Annotated in this window: 10 protein-coding genes; 4 read left to right on the top strand and 6 right to left on the bottom strand. The window is 74.6% G+C overall.

Features of this window, described 5'->3' with window-relative positions:
* Positions 1 to 188: 188 nt before the first annotated feature.
* Positions 189 to 5963 carry a TIR domain-containing protein gene (locus tag O7607_RS25920; protein ID WP_269705827.1) on the bottom strand — a complete coding sequence of 1925 codons (5775 nt, stop codon included), beginning with the start codon at positions 5961 to 5963 and terminating at the stop codon, positions 189 to 191.
* 108 nt (positions 5964 to 6071) lie between these two features.
* Between O7607_RS25920 and O7607_RS25915 the strand changes: the two genes are divergently transcribed.
* The 3 genes from O7607_RS25915 to O7607_RS25905 are packed head-to-tail and all read left to right on the top strand — an operon-like array spanning position 6072 to position 8594.
* On the top strand, positions 6072 to 7304 hold the full coding sequence (locus O7607_RS25915; protein WP_269705826.1) for an SLC13 family permease: 1233 nt from the start codon (positions 6072 to 6074) through the stop codon (positions 7302 to 7304).
* 10 nt (positions 7305 to 7314) lie between these two features.
* Positions 7315 to 7638: a nuclear transport factor 2 family protein gene (locus tag O7607_RS25910; RefSeq protein ID WP_269705825.1), complete on the top strand. Its 324-nt coding sequence runs from the start codon at positions 7315 to 7317 to the stop codon at positions 7636 to 7638.
* 56 nt (positions 7639 to 7694) lie between these two features.
* Positions 7695 to 8594, top strand: coding sequence for a GNAT family N-acetyltransferase (locus O7607_RS25905; RefSeq protein ID WP_269705824.1), 900 nt, complete (start codon positions 7695 to 7697; stop codon positions 8592 to 8594).
* 12 nt (positions 8595 to 8606) lie between these two features.
* Here O7607_RS25905 and O7607_RS25900 read toward each other — a convergent pair whose 3' ends face one another.
* Complete coding sequence (locus O7607_RS25900; protein WP_442929502.1) at positions 8607 to 9476, bottom strand: sigma-70 family RNA polymerase sigma factor; 870 nt, start codon at positions 9474 to 9476, stop codon at positions 8607 to 8609.
* Between the two features lie 135 nt (positions 9477 to 9611).
* Here O7607_RS25900 and O7607_RS25895 point away from each other — a divergent pair, with 135 nt between their 5' ends.
* Positions 9612 to 10388 (top strand): SDR family oxidoreductase, encoded by a 777-nt coding sequence (locus tag O7607_RS25895; protein ID WP_269705823.1) that lies wholly within the window; start codon positions 9612 to 9614, stop codon positions 10386 to 10388.
* Between the two features lie 15 nt (positions 10389 to 10403).
* Here O7607_RS25895 and O7607_RS25890 read toward each other — a convergent pair whose 3' ends face one another.
* From O7607_RS25890 to O7607_RS25875, 4 genes are all read right to left on the bottom strand, one after another.
* Complete coding sequence (locus tag O7607_RS25890; protein ID WP_269705822.1) at positions 10404 to 10787, bottom strand: hypothetical protein; 384 nt, start codon at positions 10785 to 10787, stop codon at positions 10404 to 10406.
* Positions 10787 to 11227, bottom strand: a complete 441-nt coding sequence (locus O7607_RS25885) for a hypothetical protein (RefSeq protein WP_269705821.1) — start codon at positions 11225 to 11227, stop codon at positions 10787 to 10789. The genes O7607_RS25890 and O7607_RS25885 overlap by 1 nt, the downstream gene beginning before the upstream one ends.
* Positions 11211 to 12254 carry a hypothetical protein gene (locus O7607_RS25880; protein WP_269705820.1) on the bottom strand — a complete coding sequence of 348 codons (1044 nt, stop codon included), beginning with the start codon at positions 12252 to 12254 and terminating at the stop codon, positions 11211 to 11213. Before O7607_RS25880 ends, O7607_RS25885 begins: the two co-directional genes overlap by 17 nt.
* Before the next feature lie 210 nt (positions 12255 to 12464).
* Positions 12465 to 13367 carry an inositol monophosphatase family protein gene (locus tag O7607_RS25875; protein ID WP_269705819.1) on the bottom strand — a complete coding sequence of 301 codons (903 nt, stop codon included), beginning with the start codon at positions 13365 to 13367 and terminating at the stop codon, positions 12465 to 12467.

Below are 13367 nucleotides of genomic sequence, written 5' to 3'. Positions count from 1 at the left end.
GGCCGTTTCCTACCAAGATCTCCGGACACCCCCGGGGGCCGCGGACGGTGACGGTACGACCAGCGCCCCTCCCGGTGAACCGGGGCGGTGATCAAGGAGTTTGTGTCCGGGTCGGGCGGGCGGGCGGGGACACAAACTCCTTGATCAACGAGGAAGGTGGGCGGGCGGAGGCGGGGGGCGGCCGGGGGTCAGAAGGGGGCGTCTACGGACAGGCGGCGGACCTGGGTCAGGTAGGGGTCCAGTTCGCCCACCTCGAAGCGGCACGTGCCGATGACGTGCCAGAACTGGCCGCCCGGATCGCCGTCCAGCTTGTACCGGCCGTCCGGGCTGACCGCCGCCCACCCGTCGGGCAGGCCGATGAGTGTGGTCCGCAGCTGGGCGTGCTCCGGGTCGGCCACGTCCCACAGCCGTACGGTGCCGTCGTCACCGGCGCTGGCGAGCACGCTGCTGTCCGGGCTGAAGTGCACCGACCAGACGCGCCGGGTGTGCGCGGCCAGGGTGCCGTGCAGCCGGCCGGTGACCGGATCCCAGAGCCGGATCACCAGGTCGTCGCCGGCGGTGGCGAGCAGGTTGCCGTCCGGGCTGAACGCGCAGGACCACAGCCGGCCGTCGTGTTCGGTGAGCACCAGGCGCCGCTCACCGGTGATCGCGTCCCACACCACCGCAGTGCCGTCGTTGCCGGCGCTGGCGAGCAGCGTGCCCTCGCTGTTGAAGCCGACCGAGTAGACCCGATCGGTGTGGTGCTCGAGGGTGAGGCGGCAGGTGGCGGTGGCGGCGTCCCAGAGCCGTACCGTCTGGTCGTCGCAGCCGGTGGCGATGGTCTCGCCGTCGGGGCTGAACGCGACGGTGCGCACGCGTCCCCGGTGCGGGGTGAGCGTGGCGAAGTGCCGGCCGGTCCGGCGGTACCAGAGGCGTACCGTGTCGTCGTCGTTCGCGGTCGCGAGGGCGTCACCGTCGGGGCTGAACGCGACCGCCCAGACGTGGTCGGTGTCCACGTTGAGTTCGCGCTCGTCGGCGCCGGTGTCGGTGTTCCACAGGTGCACGCCGCCGTCGCCGCTCGGGGTGGCCACCAGCGGCTCCTCGGGGCAGAACACCACCGACAGCAGCCGGTCGGCCGGGCTGGCGAGCTGCCGCAGCAGGCGGCCGGTGCGCGGCTCCCAGAGCCGGATCACGCCGTCGTTGCCGCAGGCGGCCAGCACCTCACCGTCGTCCCGGAAGGACAGCGCGGTGACGCGGCGGCCGTGCCCGCGCAGCGTGTGCTGGAGCTGCCCGCTGCGGACGTCCCACAGCCGGGTGGTGCCGTCGTTGCTGCTGGTCGCCACCTGGTTCTGGTCCGGCCGCCAGACCACCGGCCAGACCGAGCCGCGGTGCCGGGTCAGCTCGTGCCGCACCTGCCCGTCGTCGGTGTCCCAGAGCTGGATCGCGCCGTCGCTGGCGGCGGTGGCGAGCAGGCTGCCGTCGCCGTTGAACCGGACGCTGTAGATCGCGCCGCGCTGCCGCCCGAGCACCCGCACCGGCCGGCCCGTCTCGGTCTCCCAGAGCCGCAGCGCGCCGTGCGTGTCGCCGGTGGCCATGAGCGTGCCGTCGGGGTGGATGTCGAGGGCGTACACGTCGGCCTCGTGGCCGCGCGGCGCGCGCAGCAGCTCGCCGTCGGTGGCCCGGCGGATCCAGATCCGGCCGTGCTGCCCGACGGCGGCCAGCAGGCGGCCGTCCGGTGAGTGCACCACCCGGTAGACCACCTCCGGCTCCTGCACCTCGAACGCCAGTTTGCCGGTGGGGATGTCCCAGCCGCGGACCGTGCCGGCGCTGTCGGCCACCACGACCCGCCGCCCGTCCGGGCTGAACGAGGTGCCCCAGATCGGCGCGGCGTGGCCGGGCCACTCGTGCCGCAGCCGGGCGCCGCGGGTGTCGTAGAGCCGCACCACCCCCGCGGCGTCGCCGACCACCAGGCGGCCGCGCCGGCCGTCGGTGAGCAGCGGCCACACCCAGCCGGTGAAGACGTCCTCGATGACGTGCCGCACGTCGCCGTGGTCGGCGTCCCACAGCCGTACGGTGAGGTCGGCCGAGCCGGTGACGAGCTGGTGGGACGCGGCGTCGTAGCGGACCGCGTACACCCGGGACCGGTGTCCCTGGAGCGTGCGCACCGGCAGCCCGGTCGCGGTGTCGCAGAGCAGCACACCGCCGTCGTCGCTGCCGACGGCGAGCACCGCGCCGTCCGGGCTGTACGCCACCGGCACCGGCAGCCGGCCCACCTCGAAGCCGTAGCCGACGCCCACGGCGGGCGGGGCCAGGCCCGGCGCGACCGGCCGGCCCGGCGCGACGACGGCGCCGCGCAGTTCCGGGGCGCGCAGCAGCGCCGGGTCGGCGCTGACGTCGATCAGCGCGGTGCGGTGCCAGCTGCTGCCGGCGACGCGCGCGCCCCGCAGGTCGGTACGGAACAGGCGGGCGCCGGCCATCTCCGCGTCGCGCAGGTCCGCCCCGGCGAGGCGGGCCTGGTCCAGGCGGGCGCCGCGCAGCCGGGCGTGTTCCAGCCGCGCCTCGGTCAGGTTGGTGGCGACCAGCCGCGCGTCGGTCAGGTCGGCGCCGGTCAGGTCGGCCCCGGCGAGTTCGCGGTGCGACAGGTCCTCGCCGCGCAGCACCGCGCCGCGCAGGTCGGCCCGGTCCGGCAGGCGCAGCCGGGCGGACAGCCGCAGCGCGTTGGCGCGCAGCGTCTCCCCCGCCGACTCGTCCCCGAGCACCCGCGCGGTCCAGGCGGTGCAGCGGGCCGGGTCGGCCAGGTCACCGAGGAACTCCACGGCGAGCGCGGACAACGACCGTACCGCCAACGCGGCCGGCTCCTCACCCCTGTTGATCTGCTCGGCCACCCCCTCGGCGACCAGCCACTCCATCACCGAGGTGTGGATGAACCCGAACAGCCCGTCGTCGGTGCGGACCAGCAGGCTGCCCGCGCCGACCGCGTGCGCCGCCTGCGGGCCGGACAGCCGCGAGTCGGCCCGCCCGGCGAGCCGACCGGTGGACTCGGCCAGCTCGGCCAGGCGGAGGTACGCCTCCCCGCTCTCCCACAGCTGGAACGCCAGCCGGCTGACCGCCTGCCACAGCTCGGGCCGGCGCAGGCTCACCGGCGCGCCCGGGATGCCCTGGGTGCGGCGTTCCTCGAAGTCCAGCCAGGACTCCAGGATCTCCCGGTACAGCGCGGCGGCGCTGAACGTGCCGCCCGCCCCCGCCACGGCGGCGAGCCGCCCCTCGTCCAGGTTCGCGATGAAGCCGAGCATGCGCGGGTTGCGGGAGAGCCCGAGCAGATCCTTCACGCCGGCCAGCAGGTCCATCCGCTCGCGGGCGGCCCGCTCGTCGCCGCCGTACCGGTTGCGCAGGAACGCCTCGATCTGCCCGGGGGTGAAGTCCTCCACGGCGAGTACGCGCCGGTGCGGCAGCAGGCCCACCCGTTCGCCGAGCGCGGTCAGCACCTGTGAGTTGGTCTTGAAGTGCTGGGTCCGGCTGCTCACCACGATCTTCGCGTTGCCCTCGGCGGCCTGCAGCAGCGTCTCCAGGTGGTCGGCCGCCCGGTCGTACGTCACCCGGGCCACCAGCTCGTCGAACCCGTCGAACAGCAGCACGATGCGGCCCTGGCGCAGCATGTAGCGGAACGCCTTGAGGTCGATGACCTGCTCGCCGTGGTTGGCCAGGTGCGCGGCGACCAGACCGTCCACGGAGTGCGCCTTGTCCAGCGCCCGCAGCTCCACCAGGATCGGGATCAGGTCCGGCGCGGCGGTGGGCAGCCGCCGGGCCACCTCCCGCAACGCGAACGTCTTGCCCCGGCCGAAGTCGCCGAGCACCAGCACGAACCGGCCGTCCGGCGCGGAGACGGTCTCCAGCAACTCGTCCACCACGTCGTCGCGCACGCGCTGGTCGGCGCCGACGAGGTGCCGATAGCGCTGCGGCACGTACTGCCCCGGCGGGTAGAGCCGGTCGGCCTGGAGCCGGGCGGTCTGCGCGGCGACGTACTCGCGCAGGTCGAGCAGGCCCTGGAACTCGGTCAGGTGCAGCACGCGTACGCCCCGGCGCTGCGCCTCCTCGGCCAGCCCACGCGCCACCCGGTCGCCGTCGTAGACCAGCTCGGAGGCGATGTCCGGGTCGGTGGCGTGCACCCGGCGGGCGAAGACGTCCACGTCGGCGGCGGTGGGGGTGCCGACGTGCGCGCCGACGCGCTGCTGGCGGACCACCCCGTCGGAGCGGTAGCTGATGTACAGGTGCGGCGGGTCGGTGCCGACGCGGCGTACCACCACCCGGTCGTAGCGGGCCTCGCAGACCTCGGCGAGCCGGTCCAGCAGCCGCTGCACCGGGGCGACCGGCGCGGCGGCCGCCGCCACGCCCTGGGTGGCCCCCTCGACGGCGGCCGGACGGCGCGGGTCGGGCACCTGGGCCGGGCCGGACGCGCCGAAGGTGGCCTCCGCGTGCGGCCAGGACACGGCGGTGACAGTGCCGCCGTCGAGCCGGTCGTCGCGGCCGAGCACCCAGCGGGTCATCCCGTCGCCGCCGAGCCGCAGCACCTGCGCCCGGCCGTCGCGGGGCGCGGCAGCCAGCGGCACCACCGGGTCGACCCGGGCCGACGGCGCGGCGTCGGAGAGCAGCAGGTTGAGCATCGGGCCGACCAGCCGGTTGACCGAGCCGCGGTCGCGCAGCGACACCGGGTCCGGCGGCACCTCGTCGGCGTACGGGCTGCGCGCCCCCGGCGCGTGCGCCATCGCGCCGAGCCGCAGCCAGCCGGACTGCTGGTAGTGGCGCAGCCGCTGGGCGAACCAGCTGGACTGCGCCTCGCCCAGGAAGCCGTACCGGTCCTCCTCGCGGTGGGTGATGGCGATGGTGGAGTTCAGTCCGGCCACCACCACGCGCAGGTCCGGCACCGGGAACAGCGTCCAGGGCTGCTCGCTGTCGAAGATCCGGTCGTCGAGCCCCTGGTAGAGGTCGTCGAACAGGCGCGCGTAGTGCCGCCACTTCGGCCAGTACGGCGGCTGCGGGTCGACGTCGTCGGCCTCGCAGGTGGCGAAGTACGCGCGGCACGCCGCCATCGTCACGTCGCGCGGGCCGGGCACCACGACCAGGCGGTGCGGCTCCAGTCCGAGCAGCACCCGCAGGCCGGTGAGGAAGCTCAGCGCGTCGGAGAACTCGCGCGGGCTGCCCGACTCGGTCAGGTTGCCGGCGACGACGAGCAGGTCCGGCCGGGGCACGCCGTCGTTCATCAGCAGCGTGAGGTCACCCATCAGGTGTTCCTGCACCTCGCCGGGGGTGACCGGCGCGCCGGGAGTGATCACGCCCCGGCCGAAGCGCGGCCCGGCGACCTGGAGCACGGTGACGGTGTCCCGGGCCGTCGGCGGCGCCACCGCGGCCGGCGGGAACGGCGGCGGGTTGATCGGGGTACGCCGGGCGCGGCGCGGGGCGGGCGCTCCGGCGGCGGGCGCGGCGAGCACCCCGTGCGGGTCGGCCGGGTGGTGCGGGAACGCCGGCTGCCGCATCGGTTTGGCCCGGCCGTCGAGCGCCTCCCGGATGCGGTCCAGCACCCGGTTGCGGGCCTGGACCGGGTCGTCGACACCGACCAGGTCCACATAGGTGATGGTGGCGAGCAGGCCGTCGATCGGGCAGTCCTCGACGCGTACCGTGACGAGCTTGTTGCCGGTGCCGTCGGGGTCGGCGCGCAGTGCGGCCTGCCACTCCAGCTTGCCGTACGTGGAGTGCAGGTAGCGCTCGGACAGCACCGCCACCACCACCTCGGCCTCGCGGACGCCGCGGTCCATGAAGTCGATGAAGTTGGTGCCGGCCACGAAGTCCCACGCCTGCAGCAGCGTGCGATAGCCCGCCGCCTCGAACTCCCACGCCAGCCACGTGGCCCAGCGTTCGTCGGCCGGTGAGTAGCTGATGAAGAAATCGATGGGGCGGTCGGACCGGGTGGGGTGCGCGCCTACAACCACATGGTCATTATGGCCACCGACGGTCAACAGATCGACACCCTCGGCAGCCCGGATCGCGACCGCGTCGGGCTCCTGCGCCCGCGCCGGCATGTGCGAGGATCATCCCTCGTGGAGACCCCCGGCGATCCGCCGAACGCCGTGCCCGACCGCTCCCGCTGGGGCCGCCTGCACGTGCTGGACTGGATCGCGATCGGGCTGGCCGTGCTCGGCGTGGTGTTCGTGCTCACCGGGCTGCTGCCCCGCGCCGACGCCGAGGCGACGATGCGGCGGATCGTGCCCATCCTGATCTTCCTCGGCACCGTGGTGGTGCTGGCCGAGCTGACCGCCGTGGCGGGGGTGTTCGACGCGCTCGCGACCCGGGTGGCGGTGACCGCGCGGGGCAGTTTCCGGGCCCTGTTCTGGCTCTGCGTCGGCTTCGCCTCGGTAACCACCATCGCGCTCAACCTGGACACCACGGCGGTGCTGCTCACGCCGGTGATGATCGCGCTGGCCCGGGCGCTGAACGTGCCGCCGACGCCGCTGGCCATGACGACCGTGTGGCTGGCGAACACGGCCAGCCTGCTGCTGCCGGTGTCAAACCTGACGAACATCCTGGCCAGCGACCGGGTCGACCTGGACCCGGTGCCGTGGGCGGCCCGGATGTGGTGGCCGCAGCTGGTCGCCGTCGCGGTGACCGCGCTGCTGCTGTGGTGGTGGTACTGGCGTCCGGCGCGCGCCGGGGCCGACCCGTTCGACCCGCCGCGGCCGTACGTGCCGCCGGACCGGGTGCTCTACCGCACCGCGCTCGCCGCCTGCCTGCTGTTCGTCGCCGGGATCCTCGCCGGGGTGGAGATCGGCATCGCCTCCGGGGTGGCCGCCGCGATCCTGGTCGTCGGCTTCGCGGTCCGGGCCCGGCACCGGCTGCGGCTCGCGCTGGTGCCGTGGCGGCTGCTGGTCTTCGTGACCGGGCTGTTCCTGGTGGTGCAGACGATCGGCCGGCACGGCCTGGACACGGTGATGGGCACGCTCATCGGCACCGACCCGGGCGCGGAGGGGGCGCTGCGGGCGGGCGCAGTCGGCGCGCTGTTCAGCAACGCGGTGAACAACCTGCCCGCGTACCTGGCCGGCGAGGCGGTGATCGCGGCCGACCGGCACACCCAGCTGCTGGCGCTGCTGATCGGCACGAACGTCGGCCCGCTGGCCACGCCGTGGGCGTCGCTGGCGACACTGATCTGGTACGAACGCTGCCGGGCCGCCGGGGTGGCGGTGCCGCTGGGCCGGTTCGTGGCCACCAGCGCCGCGCTCGCCGTGCTCGCCACCGCCGCCACGGTTACGGCGCTTCTTGTCGGTCCCGGCGCCTAGCATCACGCCCATGAGCAACGCGCCCGAGATCGTCCGCCGCTACTTCGCGCTCGCCGGCCAGGCCGACAAGGAGCCCTACCTCGCGCTGTTCGCCGACGACGCGGTGGTCGAGGACGAAGGACGCACCCACCGCGGGATCGACGAGATCCGCGCCTGGCGCAGCGGCACGCCGCTGGTGACGTACAAGATCACCGACGTCGAGCAGACGCCGGCCGGCACGGTGGTGACGGCGACGATCAGCGGCGGCTTCCCCGGCAGCCCGTTCGCGGGGCTGCGGTTCCGGTTCGAGGAGTACGACGACACCCACATCCGCCGGCTGCGCATCGCCCCCTGAACCGGGGGCGGGAAAACCGCTACGACCCGGCCGCCGGCAGTGACTACCGTGCCCGCATGACCGCCGCGCACACCCTGCACTTCTTCGCCGACCCGGAGGAGTTCCTCGACGCCGCCGAGGCGTACCTGGCCGCCGACCCGGTGGTCAACACCGTCGTCGCCAGCGTGACACGCCGGATGGCGGCCCGCCGCGCCGAGGGCGTCGCGGTGCCCGAGGACGACTGGTGGCTGGTGGTGCGCGACGCCTCCGGGGCGGTGGTGGGCGCCGCGATGCGTACCGCGCCGTTCCCGCCGCGACCGCCGTTCCTGCTGCCGATGCCGCCGGAGGCCGCCGTGGCGCTGGCCCGTGCGTGGCACCGGCGCGGCGAGCGGGTCCGCGCGGTGAACGGCGCGCTGCCCGCCGCGCGTGCCTGCGCCGACGAGGTCGTACGGCTCGACGGCGGCCGGGTCGCTGTGGCCCAGCACACCCGGCTGCACGTGCTCGACCAACTCACGCCGCCCGCGCCGGTGCCGGGCGCGTTGCGGACGGCCACCGCCGACGAGGTCGACCTGGTCGCCGCGTGGTTCGCCGCGTTCACGGCCGACGCCGACGAGCAGGCGGGCCGCCCGCCCGGCACCAGCGCACACGAGACGCCCGACCGCGCCGAGTTGCTGCGCCGCATCCGGGACGGGCGGGTCTGGTTCTGGACCGACGAGTCGGGGGCTCCGGTGCACCTGACCGCCGCCAACCCGCCGTCGTTCGGCGTGGCCCGCGTCGGACCGGTGTACACGCCACCCGGGCAGCGCGGACGCGGCTGGGCCGGCAACGCGGTGGCCGAGGTGTGCCGGCTGCTCACCGCCGAGGGCGCGCGGGTGTGCCTGTTCACCGACCAGGCCAACCCGGTGTCGAACCGGCTCTACGCCCGGCTCGGATTCCGGCCGGTGGTCGACATGGCCAACCTGGTTCTGGTCGGCTGAAGCGGCTCCGGATCAGCCGGCGAGACCGAGCGCGGCCAGGCGGTGCGGGTCGGCGATCACGTCCACGGCGGCGATCCGGCCGCCGGTGACGGTGAACGCCATCACCGACAGCGGGCGGTCCCCGGCGCTCACCAGCACCCCGGCGGCGCCGTTGACGAGCACCGGCCGGGCGTACGGGAACAAGCGGCCGAACGTGGTGGCCTGTGCCGCCACCGTCGTCGCGCCGCTGAACACGACAGTGTGGCGGGAGCGGGCGGTCCCCGCGTCGGAGCGCAGCACCGCGTCCGGGTGCAGCACCGCGATCAGCGCGTCGAGGTCGCCGTCGCGGGCGGCGGCGAGGAACGCGTCCACCACGGCCCGCTGACGGGCCAGGTCCGGATCGGGCACGGGCGCCTGTCCGCGTACCCGTCGGCGGGCCCGGCTCGCGAGCTGCCGTGCCGCCGCCGGTGAGCGGGCGACGAGCGGGCCGATCTCGTCGAACGGCACGCCGAACATGTCGTGCAGGACGAACGCGAGCCGCTCGGCCGGGGCCAGCGTGTCCAGCACCACCAGCAGCGCCAGCCCCACCGAGTCGGCGAGCACCGCGTCGTGCGCCGGGTCGCCGGCGCCGGTGTCCACCACCGGGTCGGGCAGGCGTACGTCCAGCGGGTCCTCCCGGCGGGCGGCGCGGGACCGCAGCGTGTTGAGGCTGACCCGGGCGACCACAGTGGTCAGCCAGGCGTCCAGGTTGTCGACGGTGGTCGCGTCGGTACGGAACAGCCGCAGCCAGGTCTCCTGCACCGCGTCCTCGGCGTCGGTGAGCGACCCGAGCAGCCGGTACGCCACCGCGCGCAGCCGCGGCCGCTCCCCCTCGAACCGCTCCGCCAGCCGGGTGTCCACCACCTGAGCCTCCCCTCCCGCACGTCGTCTCGACCCGCCGGGTGCCGCCGACGTGACCGGAGGTGACCGTCGTCACACCTGTCACTTCGGCGGGCCCGCGCGGGTCGACGTGGCAGAACGACGACGGGAGAACGACGAATGACCGCACAGATCCTGGTCACCGGCGGCACCGGCACGATCGGGCAGCACGTCGTACCGCTGCTGCGCGCCGCCGGACACCCGGTACGCGTGCTCAGCCGGCGCGGCGGACAGCCCGGCGACGGCGTCACCCACGTGACCGCCGACCTGCTCACCGGCACCGACCTCGCCCCCGCCCTGCGGGGGGTGTCCACGGTGCTGCACCTGTCCGGCGGCGCGAAGGGCGACGACCGCGCCACCGCCCACCTGGTCCGGGCCGCGCGCCGGGCCGGCGTGACGCACCTGGTGCACATCTCGGTGACCGGCGCCGACCGGGTGCCGCTGGCCTGGACGCGGTCCAAGCTGGACGCCGAGCGCGCGGTGACGGACTCCGGCATCCCGTGGACGGTGCTGCGCGCCGCGCAGGTCCACGACCTTGTGCTCACCATGCTGACGGCGATGACGAGACTGCCGGTGGTGCCGGTGCCGGGCGGCCTGCGGTTGCAGCCGGTCGACGCGGCCGAGGTGGCGGCCCGCCTGGCCGAGCTGACGCTGGGCGCGCCCGCCGGGCTGGTGCCGGACCTGGCCGGGCCGGACACCCACGGCATCGGCGACCTGCTGACCGGCTACCTGACCGCTGCCGGGAAGCGCCGGGCGCGGCTGCCGGTACGCATCCCCGGGCGGGCCGGCCGTGCGTACCGGGAGGGCGCGAACCTGGCCCGGCCCGGTGCAGCGAGAGGCGTGCGGACCTGGGCCGACTTCCTGGCCGGGCGGGCGCCGTCGCGGCCGGTCGCCTGACCGGCCCCGGGACGCTCAGCGCAGGGCCGCCCAGGCCGCCCCGGTGACGGCGAGGATCACCGCGCCGACCCCGGCCAGACTCCAGCCGCCGCGGTGGATGCGCCGGCGCACCGACTGCCGGTCCGGGCGGAAGTCGTCGAACGGGCTCGACCGGAACCAGTAGCGCGCGTACACCACCATCACCGCTCCGAACACCAGGGCGAAACCCCCGGTCAGCGCCGCGCTTCCCAGCACCCACCCGTCGGCGAGCACGCCGCGGATCCCGACCCGCCCGGCGACGACGGTGCGGACGACCTGCACGACCCCGTTGACCACGCCGAGGGCGACACCGACCCGTCCGGCGACGAGCCAGATGCCGGCCTCACGCCGGCTGCCCGCCGCGTTCTCCGCCCGCGCCATCACAGTCCCCGAGGCTCGATGGGGAAACGACCGAGGCGCAGCCGGCTCCGATCCTGCCTGACCTCGCTCCACCGCTCGTCGTGGCTCAGCAGCGGCAGCACCTCGCGCAGCATGTTGACGGTGGCGACCATCAGCTTCTCGTCGCGATAGATCTGGCTCAGCAGCGGCCTCACGACGCTGCGCCGCACGGTGGCGGCGAACCAGGCGACGATCACCGCGGCGCCCGCCGCGACCCCCGCCCCGGTCCACCAGTCGGACGCCGACAGCGCCGTCACCAGCCCGGCCAGGGCCAGGACGGCCAGGACGACCGCTCGCAGCGTCTGGTAGTGGCGCAGCCGCTCGCGCGCCGCGTCCACCCGCGCCAGCAGGTGTTCCGCCCCGCGCAGCAGGCGCTCGAACTCCGGACCGGACAGGTCGCCGCGTTCAGGAATCGAGCCCACAGAACTCTCCCACTGTCGTCCGGAGGCGTCGCTGCACCGCGGCGAATTTCATGTCGTCGAACATCGCCTGTTTCTCACCGACTCCCGGGAGGAAGCGGTAGTCCTGCCGGCGTCCGGCGACCGGCAGGACGGCCAGCCGAGGACGGTTGCGGTGGCCGAAGGCACGGATGAGATGGACGAGCTGCCGCTGGAACTCGGTAGCCGGCTCACCGTCGGCACCCGGCAGGTAGTAGTTCTCGACCTGGCCCAACTGGTCGTTCCAGTAGAGGTCGGCCTTGCTGACCGCCAGGATGAACCACAGGTCCTTGGCGGCCGGATTGTCGACCCAGCAGGGCAGAAGGTTCTGGCAGAACCGGGAGAAGTGCTCGAGTTCGACGTTCCGGTTCTGTTCCCAGAGCTGCTCGGACGGCGACGGGATCGCCTCCTCGACCTCCCGGCGGATCTGGCCGGCCCGGACCCGCTCCTCCTCGTCCGTGGGCGTCGCGTCGCGCGAGGCCCGCCACTGTTCCCAGAGCCGGTCCTCGACCTGGCGGCGAAGCTCGGCCTCACGCCGCTGCCGCCGCTCCTCGAGGACGTTGACCTCGCGGGGGTCCCACGGCTCGTCGTACCCGGCCGCTGCGACGTAGATGACGCCCGTCGGGTAGTTCGGCGGCTTCAGCATGGCGTCCCACTTGTCCACCTCGCCGGACGAGTAGTCGCCGCCCGCGGTCTGACCGGGGCTCACCACCAGCGTCACATGGGCCTGGCGCCGGCCGGACGCGAGCACGAGGCGGTGCGGCACATGGTCCTCGTCCCGTCGCCGGACGTAGCCGTTGTCGCCGAGCAACGCCTGATACAGCGCGCTCTTGCCGACTCCGCGCTGACCTGCGATCAGGACCGGGATGATCTGGCTCGTGGGACGTCGGCCGGTCTCGGCGACGGTGACCCGCCCACCCGGCGGGTGACCGTCGCCGGAATTCTCGACGGCGGACACGACCCGCGACCAGCGCGCCCGGACATCCGTCCAGTAGCCGTCCGGCTCAGCCATGACGGGACGAGACGGGCCGGCCTACTGGCGTCCGACATGGACCAACGGATCCGGTGGGGGGTGAGAACACGCGAGGAGCCTAGCGACGCACATGTGGCATCGAATCCTATGAACAGTCGGCGGCATCCGGCACGTACGGTCAGGCGCCCGTGACGGGATGGAACTGCTCGGCCATGACCTCGTAGCCGTCCGGGTCGAGCCCGAACCGGCTCACCAGCCGACCGAGCCGAGACCGACAGGGGTGAGGCGGCGCACCTGCGGTTCGATCCACTGTGCCGCGGTGACCAGCTTGACCAGCCGGTCGATGGTCTCCGGCGGCCCGGCCACGAAGCTGCGCCGGTCCGCCGGGCAGCCGTACCTGTCGTCGAACGTGCCGCCGTCGAGCGCGCGCACCGCCATGCCGGCCTCGGCGGCGAGCAGCATCCCGGCCGGCAGGTCGACCGCCTCGGGGCGGTAGCCGACGATGCCGTCGATGTCGCCGCGGGCCAGCATCACCCACGACAGCAGCGGCGCCCACAGTTGCAGCACCCGGCGGGCGCTGGTGTCGAGCACCACCTTCAGCGCCCGGGCGGTGCTGTCGTCCCGGCGTACCTCATGCCCCTGGGTCCAGGCCAGCACGGGCGCGGACGGCACCGGACGCTGCGCGGCGCGCAGCGGCCGCGCGGCCGGGCCGGACGCGTGCACGAACGCGCCCCGGCCGCGCACCGCCGACCAGGTCCGGCCGGCGACCGGGTCGTGCACGACGCCGAGCACCGGCGAGCCGTTGTCGCACAGGGCGATCCCCACCACGTACGCGGGCAGTCCGATCGCGACGTTGTTGGTGCCGTCGAGCGGATCGACGAGCCACGCCCAGGTGGTGTCCGGGGCGTACTCGCCGCCCTCCTCGGCGATCACGCCGTGCTCCGGCCAGCGGGCCCGGATCCGGTCGACGATCAGCCGCTCGGCGGCCAGGTCGAGGTCGGTCACCAGGTCACCGGTGTCGTTCTTGGCCCGGGCGCGCACCTCCCCCCGGGTGCCCCGGCGCAGCAGTCGGCCCGCCGCCTGGGCGGCCTCCACCGCGAAGCGGTGCGCGTCGCGCAGGTCGGGCCCGCCTCTGCTCGGCTCCACGTCCAT

Source organism: Micromonospora sp. WMMA1949 (assembly GCF_027460145.1).
In the GTDB taxonomy this organism is placed as follows: domain Bacteria; phylum Actinomycetota; class Actinomycetes; order Mycobacteriales; family Micromonosporaceae; genus Micromonospora.
This window is presented reverse-complemented; position numbering and strand designations above follow the sequence as displayed.

Bases quoted from the DNA above. Each gene is read 5' to 3' on its own strand.
- O7607_RS25875 (WP_269705819.1), bottom strand. From the start codon at position 13,367: ATGGACGTGGAGCCGAGCAGAGGCGGGCCCGACCTGCGCGACGCGCAC.
- O7607_RS25880 (WP_269705820.1), bottom strand. From the start codon at position 12,254: ATGGCTGAGCCGGACGGCTACTGGACGGATGTCCGGGCGCGCTGGTCG.
- O7607_RS25890 (WP_269705822.1), bottom strand. From the start codon at position 10,787: ATGGCGCGGGCGGAGAACGCGGCGGGCAGCCGGCGTGAGGCCGGCATC.
- O7607_RS25905 (WP_269705824.1), top strand. From the start codon at position 7,695: ATGACCGCCGCGCACACCCTGCACTTCTTCGCCGACCCGGAGGAGTTC.
- O7607_RS25895 (WP_269705823.1), top strand. From the start codon at position 9,612: ATGACCGCACAGATCCTGGTCACCGGCGGCACCGGCACGATCGGGCAG.
- O7607_RS25910 (WP_269705825.1), top strand. From the start codon at position 7,315: ATGAGCAACGCGCCCGAGATCGTCCGCCGCTACTTCGCGCTCGCCGGC.